This window comes from Pseudomonas sp. TNT3 (assembly GCF_010095445.2).
Taxonomy (GTDB): Bacteria; Pseudomonadota; Gammaproteobacteria; order Pseudomonadales; family Pseudomonadaceae; genus Aquipseudomonas.
In genome coordinates, this window is record NZ_WFGV02000076.1 from 1 (window position 1) to 20,180 (window position 20,180).

Genomic DNA, 20,180 nt, shown 5'->3' on the forward strand with positions numbered 1-20,180 from the left:
GTTCGGGCCGAAGGAAGCGTTGGCCCGTGCGCGCTGTCTGGTTGCCGAGGCCGAAATCGCGCTGGCCTCCCGGGACCTGGGGTGGCCGACCAAGGCACTGGAAGCGGCGCGGGTCGTGCTGGAGGCTCAGGGTGACCGGACCAACGCAGCCCATGCACGGTATCTGCAGATTCGGCGTTTGTTACTGGTCGGGCAGCTCGATGACGCCCAGGGATTACTCGCAGACCTCGACCCGGCGCCATTGCCTCCCGCGTTGAGGGCTGCCCATGAACTGGTCGTCGCAGGCATTGCGATCCGGCGACTGCACACCGACAAGGCGCGTGCGGCGCTCACACGGGCTGCCAATGCGGCTCATGAGGCTGGCATTACGGCACTGACAGCCGAAGTGGAAAACGCCGCGCTCGTGCTCGACACCCCTGTTGCGCTGCTGATCGCCCGGGGCGCGGAACGGCCGATCCTGCTGGATGAAGTGGAGGCCTTGCTCGGTTCGACCGTGCTGGTCGTGGATGCCTGCCGATCGATTGTGCGCGGTGTTGGCATGTCGGTGTCCCTGGCCACGCGCCCGGTGCTGTTTTCCCTGGTTCGGGTACTGGCCGAAGCCTGGCCAGGCGATGTGTCCAGAGAAGTGCTCATTGCCCGGGCCTTCCGATTGAAGCTTGCCGATGAATCCCTTCGCGCACGATTGCGCGTTGAAATCGGACGACTGCGCGTCGCACTCAAACCCCTGGCCGGGGTGAGCGCGACCAAACGCGGATTTGTGCTGGTGCCGCTGGTTTCATCTGAGGCAGTCCTGCTCGCGCCGCCCGTTGAGGAGAAGTACGCGTCAGTGTTCGCCTGCCTCGCGGACGGTGAGTCCTGGTCCAGTTCAGCCCTGGCACTGGCGCTTGGCGCCAATCAGCGCACGGTGCAGCGTACGCTCGACAAGCTCTCGGCGACAGGCAAGGTGCAGTCGTTCGGTCATGGTCGCGCCTGTCGCTGGATGACGCCGCCGGTGCCGGGTTTCGCGACGACCTTGTTACTCCCGGCACCACTTCCCGGTGATTAGGATGAACGTCACCAACCCGCGAAGAGGATCCGAACATGAAACATTCAACCGCTGAAATTCTCCGTGAATATGGACCGTTTCCAGGTGTCGACAAGGTGCACGGCGTGACCTGGGACGGTCAGCATGTCTGGTTTGCCGTCGGTGAAAAACTCACCGCGCTCGACCCAGCGAACGGCCAGACCGTGCGCTCGATTGATGTCGCCGCCCACGCCGGTACGGCCTTCGACGGTGAGCATCTGTACCAGCTCGCCGAAGACCGCATCCAGAAGATTGACCCGCACACCGGTCAGGTGCTCAACACCATCCCGGCGCCGGGGGGTGGCAACGACTCTGGCCTGACCTGGGCCGAAGGTTCGCTGTGGGTCGGTGAGTACCGTGAGCGCAAGATTCACCGGATCGACCCCGAGAGCGGGGCCATCTTGCGCACCCTGGAATCGAACCGTTTCGTCACCGGTGTGACCTGGGTCGAAGGTCAGCTTTGGCATGGGACGTGGGAGGGCGATGAAAGCGAGTTGCGCCATATTGACGCCACGACGGGTGAAGTCCTGGAGAGCGCCAGGCTGCCGGACGGCGTTGGCGTATCGGGGCTTGAATCGGATGGCGGCGAGCGATTTTTCTGTGGCGGCGGAGGCAGTGCGAAGGTGAGGGTTGTTCGTCGGCCACGATAGATATGTCTTGAATGTGAGGGCCCCATCGCGAGCAGGCTCACTCCTACAGGGGATCTTGTTGTACACGAAATGTGTATTCACTGGAGATCCCTGTAGGAGTGAGCCTGCTCGCGATGAGGCCCTCACAGACGTTGCAAAATCAAAACTTTGCCACCTGCCACAACAGCACTCACCGCACTTCCTCATTCAAAAATCCAACCCGATCCTCCTGTCCGATAAACGGCATGACTGTCGTGAAAACGACCTGTTTGCGCTGAACGCGAACCACCGTGACTTTTCTGTTGAACGACTGTTCAGCTTCGACTATGTTGGTTCCCACTTCCCCGGCTGGTAGCGCGGGCTTGCGTTTCTTCATTTTGAACGAGGCACTTGCATGCGGTTTTCACCCTTTGTTGAACGGATTACGGGCGACGGCGTTGCCGCTTGGGATATCCACTACGCGGCGTACGAAGCCCAGCGCCGTGGCGAGGATGTGATCATTCTCAGCGTCGGCGACCCGGATTTCCCCACCCCTGATTTCATCACCGACGCCGCCATTCACGCCCTGCGCGAGGGCGACACTCACTACACCGAAATCGCCGGCCGCCTGGCCTTGCGCGAAGCCATCGCCGCCCGCTACACCACCTTGCTCCACCGCGAAGTACATGCGCCTGACGTCATCCTGACGGCGGGGGCGCAGAACGCACTGTTCGCCGCCTCGCTGTGCTTGTTGACGAGTGGCGATGAAGTGATCGCCCTCGACCCGATGTACGTCACCTACGAGGCCACGCTCAAGGCCTCAGGCGCCACACTGGTTCGCGTCCCGTGTACGGCGGACTCCGGTTTCCGGCTCGACGCCGCAGTGTTGGCCAAAGCCATCACCCCGCGCACCAAGGCGATTTTCCTCTCCAACCCCAATAACCCCACCGGCGTGGTGCTCAACCGCGAAGAGCTGCAAGCCATTGCCGAACTGGCCATTGTCCATGACCTCTGGGTCGTGGTGGATGAGGTCTATGAAAGCCTGGCGTTCGAGCGCGAGCACTTGAGCCTGGCGGCGTTGCCGGGTATGGCCGAGCGTTGCGTGGTGATCGGCAGCCTGTCGAAATCCCACGCCATGACCGGCTGGCGCATCGGCTGGATCGTCGCCAATGAAACCCTGGTGGGCCACGTCGAAAACCTGGTGCTGAGCATGCTTTATGGCTTGCCGGGGTTTGTCATGGAGGCGGCACTCAAGGCGGTGCAGGCCCATACCGACGTCACCCACGGCATGCGCGACATCTATCGCCGCCGTCGCGACCTGGTGGTGAACAGCCTGGCGGACTGCCCGGGCATTTCGGTGCTCAAACCCGACGCTGGCATGTTCGTGCTGATAGACGTGCGCAACACCGGCCTGACGTCGCTCGAATTCGCCTGGCGCCTGCTGCGCGAAGCGCATGTTTCGGTGCTGGATGCGGCAGCGTTCGGTGAACCGGCGCAGGGCTTTGTACGGCTCTCGTTCACCCTTGGCGAAGAGCGACTGGCCCAGGCCTGCCAGCGGATTCGCAAGTTTGTCCTGGTGCTGAACGGTGAAGCGCCTCGGCCCGTGATCTCCCGCGTGACCTGCGAAGCGACTATCGAACCAGCCTCGTGCAAGACCATGATCGAAGTCGATCGCCTGCACAAACGCTTCGGCAATATCGAAGTGCTCAAAGGCGTCTCGTTGACGGCGCGCGAAGGTGAAGTGATCTCCCTGATTGGTGCCAGCGGCTCGGGCAAAAGTACCTTGCTGCGTTGCATCAACATGCTCGAAATACCGGACCAGGGACGCATTCTGGTGGACGGTGAAAGCATTCACCTGAACCAGAATCGCCCTGGCGCGCCTTTGGTTTCCGATGCCAAGCAGCTGGTGCGGATTCGCTCGAGCCTGGGCATGGTGTTCCAGAACTTCAACCTCTGGCCCCATCGCACGGTGCTGGAAAACCTCATCGAAGCGCCGACCCAGGTCTTGCGTGAAAGCCGGGCGGAGGCGACCGAGCGCGCCGAAGCCTTGCTCGAACGTGTAGGGCTTGCGGCCAAGCGCAACGAGTACCCGGCGTTTCTCTCCGGGGGGCAGCAACAACGCGTCGCCATTGCCCGGGCCCTGGCCATGCGCCCCAAAGTCATGCTGTTCGATGAGCCCACATCGGCACTCGACCCGGAACTGGTCGGCGAAGTGCTCCGGGTGATTCGCTCCCTCGCCGAAGAAGGCCGGACCATGATCCTGGTCACTCATGAGATGGCCTTCGCACGTGATGTCTCCTCCAAAGTCGCCTTTTTGCATCAAGGGCTGATCGAGGAAACCGGTTCGCCGGACGAAGTGTTCGTACACCCACGCAGCGAGCGCTGCCGACAATTCGTCAACGCTCATCAAACTCGCTAATACATAACAAGACGGGAAAACATCATGGGAAATCGACGTTTGGCAAACTGGATGACCGGCGTGGCTTGCGTTCTGCTGGCCGGCATCAGCAACGCTCAGGCTCAGCCGATCAGGTTCGCGGTCGCGGCTGAACCCTATCCGCCGTACACCGAGAAGCAGGCCAACGGTGAATGGAAAGGGTTTGAAGTCGACCTGATCCACAAGCTCTGCACCGAAATGAAAGCCGAGTGCGAGATCAAGGAAGTGGCGTGGGACGGGATCATTCCATCGTTGCTGGCGAAGAAGATCGACGTGATTTTCTCCTCGATGTCCGTGACCGCAGAACGCGAAAAACAGATCGCTTTCAGCCGGGCTTACTACGATTCGCTTGTCGCGATTGTCGGCCCCAAGGGCACCAAGGTGAGCAAGTACCCGGATGACCTGAAGGGCAAGATCATCGGCGTGCAGAACTCCACGGTCAGCGCCAGCTACCTGAAGGCCTACTACGAAAAAATCGCCGACGTGAAGTATTACGACACCCAGGATTCGGCCAACGCGGACCTGATCGCCGGTCGCATCGACCTGATGATGGCGGACGGCACAGCCATGACCGAGTTCGTCAAAACGCCGGACGCCAGCAACCTCGAATTCCTCGGCACAGTGCCCTACGACCCGATCTTCGGCAAAGGTGTCGGTGCCGGTCTGCGCAAGGACGACACCGAGCTCAAGGCCCGACTGGACAAGGCGATCACCGCACTGCTGGCGAGCAAGGACTATGACGACCTCTCCCAGAACTACTTCGGCACCAGCGTGAAACCTGCTTTCTGAGTCCCAGGCTGAAACGCATATCCCATGGGAAACGCTGATCCTTGTGGGAGCCGGGCTTGCCCGCGATGAGGCCGTTGAGGCCGCCAAAAAGCATCGCGGGCAAGCCACGCTCCCACAAGGGCGAGATGGTGACTGGAGACCGAAATGCCGGAAATGTTCGCTTTGATCAATTTCACCGAACAAGGATGGGGTGGTGCGCTACTGAAGGGTTTGTTGATGACCCTGCAGATCTCCGCAGGGGCATTTGTTGTCGGGCTGTTCATCGGCCTGGTGGTGGCTTGTCTCAAGTTGGGCGCGCCCAAACCGATCGCGGCGCTGATGCGCGGCTACACCACATTATTCCGTGCGATTCCCGAGTTGCTGCTGATTCTGTTGCTGTACTACGTCGGTTCCATGCTCCTCAATTCACTGATGGCCAAGATGGGTTACGACGCCGTCAACGTCAGTGGTCCACTGGCCGCGATCCTGGTGCTGGGGCTGGTTCAGGGGGCTTACGCTTCGGAAATTTTCCGCGCGGCGATCCAGGCCATTCCCTATGGCCAGATCGAAGCGGCGAGGGCGTTTGGCCTCAGCGGTTTCGGGCTGTTCCGCCGTGTCACGTTGCCGATCATGGCGCCTTACGCGATGGCCGGAATGGCGAACCTGTGGATCAACCTGATCAAGGACAGTGCCCTGATCAGCGTGGTCGGCACCAACGAACTGCTGTACACCGCCAAGCAAGGCGCGGGTTCGACCCGTCACTACCTGTTGTTCTACCTCACGGCTGCGGCGATGTATTACGTGGTGACGCTGGCGTCCAATTACCTGTCCGGACGACTTGAACGACGCATCCGTCGCTGGATGCCTTTGGCTGAGTGAATGAAATGATTCCAGCGTGGATAGTTGAATACGCGGCCCTGTTGGGTCGAGGTCTGCAAACGACCATCACCATTTTGCTGATCTCCATGGTGTTCGGTTTCGTGCTGGCGGTGCTGGTGGCGCTGGCGCGGATCTCGAAGAACAAAGTGATCGCAAGGGCCAGCCTGTTCTACACCAGCGTGTTGCGTGGCACGCCGCTGCTGATCCAGATCTACATTTTCTACTACGGGCTCGGCAGCCTGTTTGCCCAGTTTCCGCTGATCCGTGGCAGTTTCTTCTGGCCGTACCTGCGTGACGGCTACTGGTACATCGTCTTCGCGCTGGTGCTGTCGGTGGGTGCGTATGTCGGTGAAGTCATTCGCGGTGGGCTGCTGGCAGTGCCCAAAGGCGAAATGGAAGCCGCGTCGGCCTTCGGCATGACCCAACGCCAGGCTTTGTTGCGGGTACGCTTGCCCCGGGCGATGCGGTTGCTGTTGCCGACCCTCGCCGGGGAGACCGTGATGCTGCTCAAATCCACGGCGCTGGCGTCGACCATCGCGATCATCGACCTGCTGGGTGCGGCCAACGTGGTACGCGCGCAAACCCTGCAAGTGTACGAGCCGCTGTTGCTGGTCGCTGGTGTGTATGTCTGCCTGACGTTCCTGATCGAGGCGCTATTCGCCTTCTTCGAGCGTCGGGGAACGCCAGTGCGCAGGTCCGTGTGATGAGCACGCCAGGGACGGTCGACCGGTCGTTGCAAGGTATTGGTCTGTGCACCTTGGGCTATGCGTTCCTGGCGTTGCAGGACGCCGTGATCAAGTGGCTGGTGGCCGATTATTCGGTGGTCACCATCCTGTTCTGGCGCAGCTTGTTCGTGGTGTTTGTGTGCCTGGTGGCGGGGCGTTTGCGGCTGGTGCAAAAAGCCTGGCGCTCGCCGAGCCGACGTCTGCTGGTGCAGCGTGGTTTGCTGTCGATTGTCGCCTGGGTGCTGTATTACACGGCGGCCCGGGACCTGTCGCTGGCGGAGATGACCACGCTGTATTTCTCGGCGCCGATCATGGTCACGGTGTTGGCGGCGGTGTTCCTCAAGGAGCGCGCGAACGGCTGGCAGTGGTTCACCCTGATCGTCGGATTTGTCGGGGTGATCATCGCCTGTCGCCCCAGCAACATCGCCGAGCCGTTGCCGGTGGTGCTGACGCTGCTGGCGGCCATGTGCTGGGCCTTCACCTACATCCAGTTGCGGCAGGTGGATGACCAGACGTCGGTGCTGGAGCAAATGCTCATCACCAACGTGGTGTTTGTGATCTGCATGACCGTGGCGCTGCCCTGGACCCACACGCCGTCGCCGACCCCGGCCTGGCTGGGGATGCTCGCGGCGGGCCTGGTCGGCGGTATCGGTCAGTACCTGTTGTTTGCGAGTTTCCGGCGGGCCACGGCGACGTTGCTGGCGCCGTTCGAGTACACCGGGCTGATCTGGGCGTTCCTGTTGTCGAGCCTGATCTGGGGCACGGTGATGGATGTGTCACTGATGATCGGCGCCGGGCTGATCGCGGTCAGTGGCACCCTGGCGATGATCTTCGGGCGACACGCCTCACAGGACGTCGTCGGTGCTGAATGCTCCGTGACGCAACCCCTTTATCCAGCAGCGACAGATGTGGAGCCCGTTGGCGGGACTGAAGGTTTCGGGGTTGAGGCACCACTCGATCCAGAGTCCGTCGAGCATCGCCGATAGGCCGATGGCGGCCAGGTGAGTGTCGTGAATCACAAAGCCTTCGCTGGCAGCCAGGTCATCCAGGAGTTGGCGGAGCAAGTCGAGGTAGGCGCGGTAGCTTTTTTCGTGAGACTGGCTGACGTGTTCGGAATGGCGAATCAGGCTCCAGAACACCACCCATGCGCCGAGCAAATCGGGGTCCATGACCCGTGGTGCAAATGAACCGGTCAGGAACGCGTCCATCCTCGCGGCCGGCGTGTCGGCCTGCTCGATTTCCTGAAGCAGGGCCGTGGTCAGTTCGCTCGCGAGCTTCTGATAGGTGTCGGCGATCAACGCATCGATGCTGCCGAAATGATGGTTGAGCAAGCCAACGGACACGCCGGCCTCGGTGGCGATGCGGCGCACGGAGATACCGGCATGCCCGTCACGGACCAGGCAACGCAACGTGGCAGCCACCAGCATTTCGCGGCGCTCGTCCGGTTCGGCGCGGCGGTTTTTCGGAGCGGTAGTGGTCACAGGGACGTCCTTGGGTGCGGTTACTCGTTCGCGAGCTTAGTTGAACGTCTGTTCAATCACCAGCGGCGATGCACGGGTTTTTAACGGTCATGACGGGAGGGCACGCGGATGGCGCAGGATATTTCGTTCAACGTTCGTAGCAACAACGGCGACCCGCTGCGGGTGGGTGCCTGGCGTTTCGAGGGCGATGGCAGTGGCCCCAAGGTGCACCTGCAAGCCGGGGTGCATGCCGATGAGATCGCCGGGATGCTGGTGTTGCACCTGTTGATGCAACGCCTGCAAGTGGCCGAGGCCGAAGGTCGGCTCAAGAGCCAGGTGACAGTGGTGCCCCAGGCCAATCCGCTGGGTATCGGGCAGTTTCGTCAGGGACGTCTGCTGGGCCGATTCCACGACGCGACCGGCCATAACTTCAACCGCGGGTTCGACCAGTCCGCAGCGATGAATCCACCTTCGACGAACATTCAGGAATGGCAGAAAAGTCTGGTGCAACTGGCCTCCAGCGCAGATGTCATGCTCGACCTGCACACCGATGACGAGGCGCTGCCGTATCTCTATGTGCACCGCAGTTTCTGGCCCCGTGGCCGTGAATTGGCGGCTGCGATGAAAATGGACGTGGCGATCATCTGGGACGACGGCGGTGATGGTTCCTTCGAGGAAAGCATCATTGCGCCCTGGCTGCGAAAGGGCGTCAGCGAGCGGCAAATGGCGGCGACGCTGGAGCTGCGCGGGCAGGGCGATGTCAGCGACCGGTTTGCCGAGCAGGATGCCGACGGGCTCTATGCCTGGTTGTGCAGTTACGGGGTCATCGATGAGGCGCTGACACTGGGTGACTGGCCTGTCGAAGTGATGGAAATGGGGCAGATGGAAACCATTCTGGCACCGCAGCCAGGGGTGCTGATCTTTGAAAAGGACTTGGGAGATTTTGTCGAGGAAGGGCAGCGCTTTGCCCGGATTCTGCGGCGTCCCGGGGATCCGTCGTCAGAGGTGGTGTTGGTGGCCGAGCAAGCGGGACGGATGGTGACGCGCTATCGCGATCGGATGGTGTCCCAGGGCATGGTCGTGGCGAAGTTCACCGGCAGCCGGGTGTCGCGCCATTGGCGTGGCGGATTGCTGGATCCGAACTGACGCCTTTTCTTTTGCAGCAGCTGCCGAGGCACGAGGCTGCGTTGCGTGTCCGCAGGACCGCCCCGGGGGCCGCTGCGCAGCCCGACGCAGCCTCGTGCCTCGGCAGCTGCTACAAAGAGCGCGATCACGTCGTTTGTAAAAAGTGGGCTCATGGCGGCGATTGAAGGTATCTCCCGATTCTGAATCCTGTTAATTCCCCTGTAGCAGCTGCCGAGGTACGAGGCTGCGTTGCGTGTCCGCAGGACCGCCCCCGGGGGCCGCTGCGCAGCCCGACGCAGCCTCGTGCCTCGGCAGCTGCTACAGGGCGCGCGATTACTGCACCTGCAACACGATCTTGCCGATGTGATCACCGGCTTCCATTCGCGCATGGGCCTGTGCGGCGTCGGCCAGCGGGTAGACCTTGTCGATTATGGGCAGGCAGCGTCCAGCAGCCAGAACAGGCCAGACGTATTCGCGCAGCTGTTCGGCAATCGAGGCTTTTTCTTCGCGGGTACGCGAGCGCATCAGGGAGCCGGTGATGGTCGCGCGCTTGCCCAAAATGGCCATGAGATCGACGTCCTTGGCATGGGCACCCCCCAGAAAACCCAGCATCACCAGTCGACCCTCCATGCCCAGTGCCGCGATGTTCTGATTCAGGTACGAGCCGCCCATGATGTCGAGGATCACGTTGACGCCCTTGCCAGCGGTTTTGTCCTGCACGACCTGGACGAAATCCTGGTCGCGGTAGTTGATCGCCTCGGCCCCCAACGTGCGGATTGCTGCACACTTTTCTTCACTGCCCGCCGTGGCGAACGCCTTGACGCCGAATTCGCGACACAGCATCAATGCAGTCGTGCCAATACCGCTGGTGCCGCCATGGACCAAAGCGCGCTGGCCTTTGCTGGCACCGCCGATGTCGAACAGGTTGGCCCACACCGTGAAGAACGTTTCCGGCACCGCCGCCGCGTGGACCCAATCCATGCCCTGAGGAATCGGCAGTGTCTGGCTGGCCGGTGCGACGCAGAATTGCGCATAACCGCCGCCATTGGTCAGCGCACAGACCTTATCGCCGACGATGAACTCACTGACGCCCGCGCCGATGGCTACCACTTCGCCGGCCACTTCCAGGCCCGGGATCGGGCTCATGCCGGGCTTCATCGGGTATTTGCCCGCACGCTGAATCACGTCAGGACGGTTGACGCCGGCCGCGTGTACGCGAATCAGCACTTCACCGGCACCGGCGGTCGGCACGGGTTCCTGCCGGGGTTTCAAGACCTCCGGGCCGCCTGGTTCGGTGATTTCGATCAAGGTCATGGTCTGGGGCAAGGTCATTTTTGCTGTCCTGATTTGAAGGTTTACAATAAATGGGACCGTGTATTTGTGGGGGAGGTCAAAAGATCGCAGCCTCGTTTCACTCGACAGCTCCTACGGGTCTACAGGTCTACAGGGGGCGGCAAGGATTGACGTTATCCTGTAGGAGCTGTCGAGCGAAGCGAGGCTGCGATCTTTTGATCGTCAAAACCTCCAGCAACAACGCCACCACAATGGCCCCCGCCGCAATCTCGAACAACACCGCGTGATGGCCGCCGCTCACATTGAACAACGCCGAGTACGCAAACCCTGCAATCGCCTGGAACGTTGCGAATGACACCGTTGCGCGACTCCAGGCAACCTGCTGTTGATGATGGCTCGGGATCAACTCATGCACCCGGGCCAGCGCCAGTGGAACAATGCCTGGCGGGAATGAACCGAGAATCACCGCCAGTACCGCGAGGGTCGTGAACGAGCTGGAGATCGACAGCAGCCCCACAGCAATCGCCTGCACCACCAGCACCAGGCGAATACTCACCTTCGCCCCCAGTTGATCCGCGAGAAAACCATAGCTCACCGGGCCGATTATCGCGCCGAGGCCGTACATGACCCAGATCAGCGCACCGACATGCGGTCCGGCACCCAGCCCGCGAGCCACGTAGTCGACCAGGAACACCATCGCCGGCACCAGCCCGGCGGCCATGAAGGCGTACTGGGCAAACAACAGGTACACGCCCCTATCCGTCGGGTGCCTCGTCTCGTTGATCGAGGGCAATACGCTTGCTGCGTGAGTATCCGACGGCCAGCCAAACCAGCTTGCTGCCGTCAGCACCAGGGCCAACGCGCCAAGGCCGAACCAGGTTTGCTGCAAACCCAGGCTCAGCAGCGGCGGCACAAGGGTCCCGGAACCCGCAATGCCCAAGCCGATGCCCAGAAAAATCGCCCCGCTGGCCAGTCCTCGACGGGCTGCCGGTACGTGCGGCAACACAGTTGCGGCCACCAGCACCATGATCGCGCCACCGGCAACGCCCGACAGCAGGCGCCAGCCGAAGAACCAGCTCACTGACAACGGGAAACCACAGGCGAAAAACGACAGGGTGACGATAAGCATCATCAGCCGCTGCGCGCTTTTGTTGGACGTGCGATGGGCCAGCGGTCGGCCGATCAGCGCGCCGATCAAGTAGCCCACGAGGTTGGCGGCACCGAGGTAAACCACGTCACTGGCCGAAAACCAGTGCGCCCCAATCAACGAAGGAATCAATGGCGTATAGGCAAACCGCGCCAGGCCGATGCTGACCAGGCTGGCGCAGAGACCGGCGAAGATCGGCAGCCAGATCGCACTCGGCGGGTGACTCGATGAATTGTGCATGGCAAATGTCCTGAGAGGTTCTTCCGGCCTTCAGCCTATCCCGGATCTTTGATGCAATAACGCAGCGATTCTGCGTTATCGTGATGCATCGATGCATCAGCGGGGGAGTGGTTATGAATTGGGATGACGCGCGGGTGTTCCTCGCGGTGTGCCGGGAGTTGACGCTCAGGGGCGCGGCGCGGGTATTGGGGGTCGATCAGGCCACCGTCGGCCGTCGTATTACGTCGCTGGAAAAGTCCTTGAGCGCAACGTTGTTTTTGCGCACCTCAGAGGGATACGTGCTGACGGCAGTTGGCGAAGCGGCGTTGCAGGCCGTGGAAAAAATGGAGCATTCAGCACTGCAGCTGCAACGTCAGATTCAAGGACTGGATGACCGGCTGACGGGCACAGTTCGGGTCAGCACCACCGACTCTCTGGCCATCGACTTTCTGATCCCGGCGATTGCCCGGTTGCACGCCCTGCACCCCGACGTGCGGGTGCAACTGGACGCTTCCACGCAGATTCTAAGTTTGGCCAAGCGCGAGGCCGACATCGCTGTGCGTAACACCCGGCCGGAGAACCCTGACCTGATTGCCCGGCGAATTGCCCGGTGGCCGGTGGGGCTATTTGCGTCGCAAGCCTATGTCGATACCCATGGCCTGCCGCAACCGGGTTCGGCGTTCGAGGGGCATGACCTGGTGGTGTACCAGCCGTATTTGCAGGGCAACAAGGACATGACGCTGGTGTCTGAACCGGTGACCCGCGGGCGCATCGTCTCAAGCCTGAGTTCCGGCCTGTTGGTGCGCCGTTCCATTGCCGCGGGAATCGGGCTAGGGGAAATTCCGGTGTACATGGGAGAAAGGGACGGGCTGGTGCGGGTGTGGCCGGAGCGCACACGACCGGTGCCCTACGACGTGTGGCTGGTCACCCATGCGGATCTGCGACATACCGCACGGGTGCGTGCGGTCATCGAAGAAGTGGTTGCGGGTTTTTCCGGGAGTGGTGAGTAACAAACAAATCCCCAAATCCCTGTAGCAGCTGCCGAGGTACGAGGCTGCGTCGGGCTGCGCAGCGGCCCCCAAAGGGCGGTCCTGCGGACACGCAACGCAGCCTCGTACCTCGGCAGCTGCTACAGGGAAACGCAGGGGGCTTACGGCATTTCAGGTAATTCCTGCGGCCGCAAATCAAACACCAGTACTTCGGCATCCACGCCATTGCTCAACGTCAACACCTGCTCATTGCGAACCCGCACGCCATCGCCTTCCTGCAACGGCATGCCGTTGAGCTCGACACTGCCACTGGCTACATGCACATAGGCGTATCGATTGGCGGCCAACTCGAGGGTGGCGCTCTCCTTGCCGTCGATCAGCGCGGCGTACACCCGTGCATCCTGACGCACCTTCAGCGAGCCGTTGCTCCCATCCGGCGAAATGATCAGCTGCAAGCGTCCGCGTTTTTTCTGCGTGCTGAAATGCTCCTGCTGATAACGCGGTTTGGCGCCGCTGACGTCCGGCACGATCCAGATTTGCAAAAAGTGCACCGGGCGTGTCGCCGAGTGGTTGTATTCACTGTGGGCGACGCCGTTGCCGGCACTCATCAACTGCACATCGCCAGGGCGAATCACCGAACCGGTGCCCAGGGTGTCCTTGTGTTCCAGTGCACCTTCGAGCACATAGGAGAAAATTTCCATGTCGCGATGGGGGTGCTGGCCAAAGCCTTTACCGGCCGCCACACGGTCATCGTTGATCACCAGCAGGTCGGAAAAACCCTGCTCTTTGGGGTTGCGGTAGTTGGCAAAGGAAAAGGTGTGGAAGGACTTCAACCAACCGTGATTGGCCAAGCCGCGATCGGAAGCTTTGCGAAGGGTCAGCATGATGAATTCTCCTGTGTGGACGTTGATTCGTCCGAGTGAGGAGAGGTTAATGGTTACTGGCGGATGCAATAAGTAGATGAAAATTGAAACACTGTCCCTTTGAGGTTGACAGTAATGTGCGGTGCATCACCTATTCTTATCCAACGTCTGCGCCGCACTTGGCCATAATGACAAGCGCTCGTTCAAGCTCCTCAGGAGGCGGCGTATTACCCGTTCCTTTTTATCGACCTCAAAGAAATCCATCCCATGAAAACAGTGGCAATGGTGCTGTTCCCCGACTTTCTCCTGCTCGACATGGCCGGCCCGATGGAGGTGTTTTCCATCGCCAACCGATACCTGGCGCAAGATCAACGTTATGAACTGTCGACCATCGGCACCGAGCATGGCGCACTGCGGGCTTCCAACGGCGTCAACATCACGGCGGATGTGCACATCGATCAAGCGAGCGACCGCTATGACCTGCTGCTGGTCCCCGGTGGTCCGGGCGCTTACAACGAAAAACACCCACCGTTGCTCGACTGGCTTCGAGGCGCGAGCCGTCGAGCCGGTCGATACGGGTCGATCTGCACCGGTGCCTTCGTGCTCGGGCACGCCGGCTTGCTCGACGGGTATCGCGTGACCACTCACTGGCATTACACCGAACGGCTGATCAAGGGCTTCCCCAAGGCAACCGTCGAGACCGATCAGATCTACGTGCAAGACCGCAACCTCATCACGTCCGGAGGCGTTACCGCTGGCATCGATCTGGCACTGGCTGTGGTGGCCGAAGATCACGGCAAGAAAGTCGCCCAGGACGTGGCGAAAGTGCTGTTGGTGGTGATGAAACGCCAAGGAGGGCAGGCGCAGTTCAGCCCCTTGATGGCGGCGGTGGCTCCCCACGAAACTGCCATCACACGGGTCCAGAACCATGTGCTTGAGCACCTCGATAAGCCCTTCAGCATCGATTGCATGGCCAGTCTGGCAGCCATGAGCCCACGGCATTTCGCCAGGGTCTTTGCCCGGGACGTAAACATGACGCCCATGGAATTCCTTCAGAGCGCACGCATCGACAATGCCAGAAACCTGTTGGAAACCAGTGAGTTGCCGCTCAAGACCATCGCTTTCAAAAGCGGCTTCGGCAGCGTTCGACACATGCGTTTCCTGTTCAGTGAAAAGCTCGGTTTGACCCCGTCCCAGTACCGCGAGCAGTTCAGCTAGGGGCAATTGTCCGTTGTGCGCACCGAGATGGCCGTGACGCTCCCATCTGCGCAGTTGTGCTGTCACCGATGCCTGCCAAGATAGATGAGAACCAATTGCAATGGAGGTGCGGGAATCTAGATAGGCGTGCAATGGGCGCGCCGGACCAGATTTCAGCACGTGAAGTGCATGAACAGTCTCAGAGATTTGAACAGCGATACGGTGCTGCGATTCGGCCCGTACGCCTTTCACCTGCAACAACGGCTGATCCTGGAAGGTGATCGGCCTTTGCGCATGGGCGGTCGGGCGCTGGATATCTTACAGGTGCTGGTCGAACATGCCGGCACCGTGGTCAGCAAAGACGAGCTGATCGCCCGGGTATGGCCGACTTCCGTGGTCGAAGAAATCAGCCTGCGCGTGCACATCGCGGCGTTGCGTCGGGCGCTGGGCGACGGACAGAACGGCCACCGCTACATCGTCAACGTACCTCAGCGCGGCTATAGCTTCGTTGCCACTGTGCAGGCCGAGAGTGTGGAGGCGCTGGTCTCGCTCGAGACGGCGCAAAACCCCCAGCACAATTTGCCCGCGCGCCTTACACCGGTGACGGGGCGGGATTCGATTGTTGGCAGTCTGGTCAGGCAGTTGCCGGTTCGGCGTCTCATGACCCTGGTCGGCCCGGGAGGTATCGGCAAGACCACCGTGGCCTTGCGGGTCGCCGAACTGCTGTTGCAGCACTATCGAGATGGGGTCTGGCGGGTGGATTTCTCGGTGATCGATGACCCGGCGCGGGTGGTCGATCAGTTGACGCAAAGCCTTGAATTACCAGTCGGAACAACCCTGGATGTCCTGGCCCAGCGTCATGCCTTGCTGGTGTTCGACAATTGCGAGCACCTGCTGGAGCGTTGCCGGACGCTGGTCGATGATTTGCTGCAGGCGGCGCCTCGACTGTCGATTCTGGTCACCAGCCGCGAACCTTTGCTGGCGGCGGGGGAGACCGTCCAGCGCCTGCCACCCCTGGCCGTCCCACCGGCCTCGGCGATGCACAGCGTTGCCGAGGTCATGGGCTATTCGGCGGTGCAGCTGTTCGTCAGCCGGGCCCGTGCCCGTCAGCAAGGCTTTGTCCTGCGTGAACAGGACCTCAAGGCGGTCCGTGAAATCTGTCGGCGTCTCGATGGACTGCCGCTGGCCATCGAGCTGGCGGCGGCGCAAATCGATGCGCTGGCGTTGGTCGGGTTGCAGGCTCAGCTGGATAACTGTTTCCAGCTACTGACCCAAGGGCGGCGCACCGCCGTGCCACGGCATCAAACCCTCAAAGCTGCGCTGGACTGGAGTTATGAACGGTTGAGTCAGACGGAGCAAACCGTGTTGCAACGCCTGGCCGTGTTCAACCTGTCGTTCACCCTCGATGCGGCCATCGGCGTGATCAGTTGCGAGGTGCTGAACCCCGTCCGCTTGAAGGCGCTGATGGACCGGCTTGTCGCCCAATCGCTGCTGTCTCTGGAGCGGACCAACGGCACCGGGCGCTATCGCTTCCTCAACACCACGCGCACTTATGCCTTGGAGAAGCTCGAACACAGCGGCGAACTGCGTCTGTTCGAGGCGCGTTACGCCCGTTACGTGAGCAGGGCGCGCTGGGTGTCAGGCGTGCAAGTGCCCCTGGAGCTCGTCGAGTAACTGCCGGACGTTGACCAGGTCCGGCGTGGCAAACCCTTCGCTGAAACGCTCATAAATCGGCGACAGCAATTCATGCGCTTGCAGCCGTTTTCCCTGGCGTTGCCACAGCTGTGCCAAGGCCGTCGCGCTTCGCAGTTCCCACGCCAGCGCACCCTGACTGCGCGCCACGTTCAACGCCCTGATCAAGATAGTCTCGGCCGTCTCAACCCTGCTGCAGGCGGCGGTTTCGGTCGGTTGATCCTCCGCCATCAACGCCAATGCCCTGGCCCTTAAAATCTCCGCCGTACTCCAACCGGCCGCCCCCGTGTTCGCCCTCAGCACCAACGCCTCATCCACACACCCGGTGTCCAGCGTCACCATGATTTCGTTGATCAGCCCGGCACCGGGCAACGGGACGACCTTGACCCCGGTACCACCGATCACCTGCGCATAGTGTTGCGCCCAGTTGTAGAACAGCTGGACCGAATGCTTCTGGGCTTGCTCCAGCAGTAGGCGCAACAGTTCGCGGGCAGTGCCGGTGTCGCCGTTGTACTGCGCGATCAGACAGCCCGCCAGCGCCAGGGTGTAGCAGATGGACGTGCCGTGATTGATCTGGAGCGCGATGTCCAGTGCCTGCCGGGCCGTGCGCCAGGCTTGTTCCGGCTGGCCTTGCAGCCAGAGGATGCGCGCCAGAATCGTCAGCGAGGCCACGCTCTGGTCGTATTGCACGCCAAAGCCGTGGGTGAATCGGTTGAGGTGGCCGCTCTGGGCCATGCGCTGGATCACCTGTTCAGCGTTTACCCGCGCCAGTCGCTGATTACCGGCGAAGTGCAGGGCCAGCACGCGCAAACGGTGCGTGCTCAGGGACAACACTTCTTCGCCGTGCAGTCCCAACCGGTCGAATTGCTGACTTTGCTCCAGCGCCATCTGATAGTGGCCGCAACTGAGGTTGACCGCCATGTACCCGGACACCGCCCGCAATTCGCCGGCCACATCGTTGCACTGCCTGGCCAGGGATCGAGCGCTGACGAACGCTTCGATGGTTTCGGTCGTACCGCCCTGGCTGTGGTAGCAGGAACTGCCGAGTGCGAGCTTGAGGGTCATCTGCAACAGCGGGCAGGGCGCTGACGTAGCGTCGAGCAGGGCCAGGGCCTTACGCACATAAGTGCCGTGTTCCTTGAGCAGCGACAGTTCCTGCCAGAGCGGCGTGGAGGTCGCCGTCAATTGGATGGCCAGCGCCTGGGGCCCCTCGGCGTTAAGGCCCCAGTCGAGGGCGGCGCGGATGTCCGCCAGGCTTCGGGCGTAGCGCTCGATCCACAGGTTTGTCGGGATCAACTCCCAGTCTCGCGCGGCCTGGCTCATCAGCGCCAGACAGCGTTCGGCATGGCGTTTGCGGGTATCCGGCAAGTCATGGGCCTGGTCGAGTTTTTCCAGCGCATAGCCCCGGGTGGTGTCGAGCAGGCGGTAGAACACCTCTTCGTCACCGACCTCCACATTCAGCAGGGACTTGGCCACCAGTTGCGTGATCGAGCCGAACACTTCGCACGGTTCGATCTGTCCGCCGACGATCACGGCCGCCGCGGATTCCAGGGTAAAACCGCCCCTGAACACACCGAGGCGACGCAGGCAGGTTTGCTCGCAGGGGCTGAGCAGTTCGAAACCCCAATCCAGGGTCGCCCGCAAGGTTTGATGGCGCGCCAGACTCAGGTGGGAGCCTTGAGTCAGCAGGCGAAAACTGCTCTGCAGTTGGGTCAGCAAACCGCTCAGGCCGAAGCGACCCACTTGCGCCGCCGCCAGTTCGATCGCGAACGGAATGCCGTCCAGGCGATGGCAGATGTCGATCAACAGCGGCAGGTCGGCGTCCGTCAGTTCGAAGCTGTCGTGGCTGGCCATGGCCCGTTCGACAAACAATTGCAGCGCCGAAAACGTCAGCGCCTGGTCTCGATCAAGCACCGCAATCGGCGGCGGGCAGTCCAGGGATTCCAGGCGTTGAACGAACTCGCCCTCGGCCCGCAAACCTTCCCGGCTGGTGGCCAGGATGTGCACCTGAGGCGCGCCGCGCAGAATGTCTTCGCAGAGCAGTGCGACAGCGTCGATCAGGTGTTCGCAATTGTCGATCACCAGCAGCATTTGCCGCTCGCGCAGGAACGTCACGAGGCCGCTCATCGGCTCGGCATCGTGCAGGGACAAATCGAGCAGCGTGGCCAGGTGCGCGGTAATCATCAGCGGATCGTTGATCGGTGCCAGGTCCAGCAGGCGTATCCCGTCGCGGTAACGCCCGATCAGTTGTTCGGCAACGCGCAGGGCCACGGTCGTCTTGCCGATACCACCCGGGCCGACGAGGGTAATGAAACGCTGGCGCGCGAGTTGCGTCATCAGGCTGTCGACCAGTGTCTGGCGGCCGATCAGGCGGGTGTTACGGACGGGCAGGTTATGGCGGCTGGGTTCGACCGCTTCACCGACGGGATGGGGTTCGACCTGCTCCAGGGAAAATGGCGCGACAAAACTGTACCCGCGCTGGGCAACGGTGATGATGTAGCGCTGGCCGGCCTGACCGTCACCAAGGGCTTTTCGCAGGGCCGCCATGTGCACCCGCAGGTTGATGTCTTCCACGACGCTTTTGGGCCACACCCCGGCGATCAGGTCCTGTTTGCTGACCACCTGTCCTGCGTGCTCCAGCAGAATCAACAGGATATCCATGGCACGCCGACCCAGGCGCAGAGGCTGGTCGGCCTCAAGCACCAGACGTCGTCCAGGGTAGATCCGGTAAGGGCCGAAATGGATGGCCTGTGTGGGGGAAAGGGTCAACGGGACACTCCTGCTTGCATCCGTCTAGTACGCGGTTTCCGAGCATATTCCTCAGGTTTGGTCGCCAGTGCAACGAGCGGGCTGGATGACTCCCGGGTGTTCGTCGTGACCGGCGCCTTCACGTAATTGTCGCAGGCGCCGTATTGACTCAGCGTAGCGGTGGTCAGCGGCGCGTCCAGATGTTTGGCGCGCGATTGAAAATTAACAACGTTTAACTCGTCGCGGCGAGTGCCAGGGCCAAAACTCTGATCTGAGTGAACAGCGAGGCTACGGTTTTGCGGTTTACGGATGCGCATCATTTTGGCTCCTGCAGGTTTTGCGGTGACGGCTTTGGCAGCCCGATACCGTCCAGCAACCCCACAGCCTGAAAAGGAATTCAACGCGTCTGGAGCAATCTCGGAATGAGCAATGTGGTGGTGGTCTATCACAGCGGCTACGGGCACACCCGGGTCATGGCCGAAGCCGTGGCGCTGGGCGTGGAGCGGCATTTGGGCAGTACCTGCCAGTTGGTTCCGGTGGAGGAGGTGGACGATCACTGGGACCGTCTGCACCGCGCCGATGCGATCATCTTCGGCGCCCCGACTTACATGGGCAGCGCCTCGGCGCCCTTCAAGGCCTTCATGGACGCCACGGCCGCGTTCTACCTGGCCCAACCCTGGCGCGACAAACTTGCCGCCGGCTTCACCAATTCCGGCAGCCTGTGCGGCGACAAACTCAACACCTTGCTGCAGATGGCGGTCTTCGCTGCGCAGCATTCGATGATCTGGGTCGGCCTCGACCTGTTGCCCGCGCGCTCCGGCACCGGGGTGTTCGACGGGCAAATGAATCGCCTCGGCAGCTCGCTGGGCGCCATGGCCCAGTCCAACGTCGAGCAACCCCCCGAACAGGCGCCACCGCCTGAAGATCGCTGCACCGCCGCGCATCTGGGCGAGCGCGTGGCGCGCCT

Annotated in this window: 18 protein-coding genes and 1 pseudogene; 12 read left to right on the top strand and 7 right to left on the bottom strand. The window is 61.7% G+C overall.

All coding sequences use genetic code 11. From position 1 onward, the window contains the following. Both GBC55_RS27315 and GBC55_RS27320 read left to right on the top strand, forming a co-directional pair. Positions 1-1,045, top strand: a 1,045-nt coding sequence (locus GBC55_RS27315; RefSeq protein ID WP_247267022.1) for a helix-turn-helix domain-containing protein, incomplete at its 5' end; no start/stop codon positions are given. A gap of 35 nt (positions 1,046-1,080) precedes the next feature. Next, positions 1,081-1,713 carry a PQQ-binding-like beta-propeller repeat protein gene (locus GBC55_RS27320; RefSeq protein ID WP_162440715.1) on the top strand — a complete coding sequence of 211 codons (633 nt, stop codon included), beginning with the start codon at positions 1,081-1,083 and terminating at the stop codon, positions 1,711-1,713. Between the two features lie 169 nt (positions 1,714-1,882). Here GBC55_RS27320 and GBC55_RS27325 read toward each other — a convergent pair whose 3' ends face one another. After that, the gene (locus GBC55_RS27325; RefSeq protein WP_162440714.1) at positions 1,883-2,068 is read right to left on the bottom strand and encodes a hypothetical protein; all 186 of its coding nucleotides are present in this window, start codon (positions 2,066-2,068) and stop codon (positions 1,883-1,885) included. 18 nt (positions 2,069-2,086) lie between these two features. Here GBC55_RS27325 and GBC55_RS29845 point away from each other — a divergent pair, with 18 nt between their 5' ends. From GBC55_RS29845 to GBC55_RS27355, 5 genes are all read left to right on the top strand, one after another. Then, positions 2,087-4,090 (top strand): aminotransferase class I/II-fold pyridoxal phosphate-dependent enzyme, encoded by a 2,004-nt coding sequence (locus GBC55_RS29845; protein ID WP_162440713.1) that lies wholly within the window; start codon positions 2,087-2,089, stop codon positions 4,088-4,090. Positions 4,091-4,114: 24 nt separating this feature from the next. Further along, positions 4,115-4,897 carry a transporter substrate-binding domain-containing protein gene (locus GBC55_RS27340; RefSeq protein ID WP_162440712.1) on the top strand — a complete coding sequence of 261 codons (783 nt, stop codon included), beginning with the start codon at positions 4,115-4,117 and terminating at the stop codon, positions 4,895-4,897. A 144-nt stretch (positions 4,898-5,041) separates the two neighbouring features. Further along, positions 5,042-5,755, top strand: a complete 714-nt coding sequence (locus tag GBC55_RS27345) for an ABC transporter permease subunit (protein WP_162440711.1) — start codon at positions 5,042-5,044, stop codon at positions 5,753-5,755. Between the two features lie 5 nt (positions 5,756-5,760). Further along, positions 5,761-6,459: an ABC transporter permease subunit gene (locus tag GBC55_RS27350; protein ID WP_162440710.1), complete on the top strand. Its 699-nt coding sequence runs from the start codon at positions 5,761-5,763 to the stop codon at positions 6,457-6,459. Continuing rightward, positions 6,459-7,466, top strand: coding sequence for a DMT family transporter (locus GBC55_RS27355; protein WP_162440709.1), 1,008 nt, complete (start codon positions 6,459-6,461; stop codon positions 7,464-7,466). The genes GBC55_RS27350 and GBC55_RS27355 overlap by 1 nt, the downstream gene beginning before the upstream one ends. On the opposite strand, the pseudogene GBC55_RS27360 reads toward GBC55_RS27355, so the two are convergent. After that, positions 7,422-7,907 (bottom strand): annotated as a pseudogene (locus GBC55_RS27360) (TetR family transcriptional regulator C-terminal domain-containing protein); the annotation flags it as partial. The gene GBC55_RS27355 and the pseudogene GBC55_RS27360 overlap by 45 nt on opposite strands. A gap of 162 nt (positions 7,908-8,069) precedes the next feature. Here GBC55_RS27360 and GBC55_RS27365 point away from each other — a divergent pair. Beyond that, positions 8,070-9,086: a succinylglutamate desuccinylase/aspartoacylase family protein gene (locus GBC55_RS27365; protein ID WP_162440707.1), complete on the top strand. Its 1,017-nt coding sequence runs from the start codon at positions 8,070-8,072 to the stop codon at positions 9,084-9,086. Positions 9,087-9,398: 312 nt separating this feature from the next. On the opposite strand, the gene GBC55_RS27370 is transcribed toward GBC55_RS27365, so the two are convergent. Next, a complete protein-coding gene (locus GBC55_RS27370) occupies positions 9,399-10,397 on the bottom strand; it encodes an NAD(P)H-quinone oxidoreductase (protein WP_162440706.1) in 999 nt (332 codons plus the stop codon). Between the two features lie 109 nt (positions 10,398-10,506). Further along, positions 10,507-11,745: a YbfB/YjiJ family MFS transporter gene (locus GBC55_RS27375; protein ID WP_162440705.1), complete on the bottom strand. Its 1,239-nt coding sequence runs from the start codon at positions 11,743-11,745 to the stop codon at positions 10,507-10,509. 113 nt (positions 11,746-11,858) lie between these two features. On the opposite strand from GBC55_RS27375, the gene GBC55_RS27380 reads away from it, so the two are divergent. After that, positions 11,859-12,734: a LysR family transcriptional regulator gene (locus tag GBC55_RS27380; RefSeq protein WP_162440704.1), complete on the top strand. Its 876-nt coding sequence runs from the start codon at positions 11,859-11,861 to the stop codon at positions 12,732-12,734. Positions 12,735-12,874: 140 nt separating this feature from the next. Here the strand turns inward: GBC55_RS27380 and GBC55_RS27385 are convergent, their stop codons facing one another. Further along, positions 12,875-13,597, bottom strand: coding sequence for a pirin family protein (locus GBC55_RS27385; RefSeq protein ID WP_162440703.1), 723 nt, complete (start codon positions 13,595-13,597; stop codon positions 12,875-12,877). A 246-nt stretch (positions 13,598-13,843) separates the two neighbouring features. Here GBC55_RS27385 and GBC55_RS27390 point away from each other — a divergent pair, with 246 nt between their 5' ends. Together GBC55_RS27390 and GBC55_RS27395 are read left to right on the top strand one after the other, a co-directional pair. Further along, positions 13,844-14,794 carry a GlxA family transcriptional regulator gene (locus tag GBC55_RS27390; RefSeq protein ID WP_162440702.1) on the top strand — a complete coding sequence of 317 codons (951 nt, stop codon included), beginning with the start codon at positions 13,844-13,846 and terminating at the stop codon, positions 14,792-14,794. Between the two features lie 168 nt (positions 14,795-14,962). Next, positions 14,963-16,447 carry a winged helix-turn-helix domain-containing protein gene (locus tag GBC55_RS27395; protein ID WP_162440701.1) on the top strand — a complete coding sequence of 495 codons (1,485 nt, stop codon included), beginning with the start codon at positions 14,963-14,965 and terminating at the stop codon, positions 16,445-16,447. Here the strand turns inward: GBC55_RS27395 and GBC55_RS27400 are convergent. Together GBC55_RS27400 and GBC55_RS27405 are read right to left on the bottom strand one after the other, a co-directional pair. Continuing rightward, positions 16,412-19,234, bottom strand: coding sequence for a winged helix-turn-helix domain-containing protein (locus tag GBC55_RS27400; RefSeq protein WP_162440700.1), 2,823 nt, complete (start codon positions 19,232-19,234; stop codon positions 16,412-16,414). The two genes, GBC55_RS27395 and GBC55_RS27400, sit on opposite strands and share 36 nt — an antisense overlap. After that, complete coding sequence (locus GBC55_RS27405) at positions 19,231-19,533, bottom strand: hypothetical protein (protein WP_162440699.1); 303 nt, start codon at positions 19,531-19,533, stop codon at positions 19,231-19,233. The genes GBC55_RS27400 and GBC55_RS27405 overlap by 4 nt, the downstream gene beginning before the upstream one ends. A gap of 102 nt (positions 19,534-19,635) precedes the next feature. Between GBC55_RS27405 and GBC55_RS27410 the strand changes: the two genes are divergently transcribed. Further along, the coding region (locus tag GBC55_RS27410) for a flavodoxin family protein (protein ID WP_247267023.1) at positions 19,636-20,180 on the top strand (545 nt) is incomplete at its 3' end.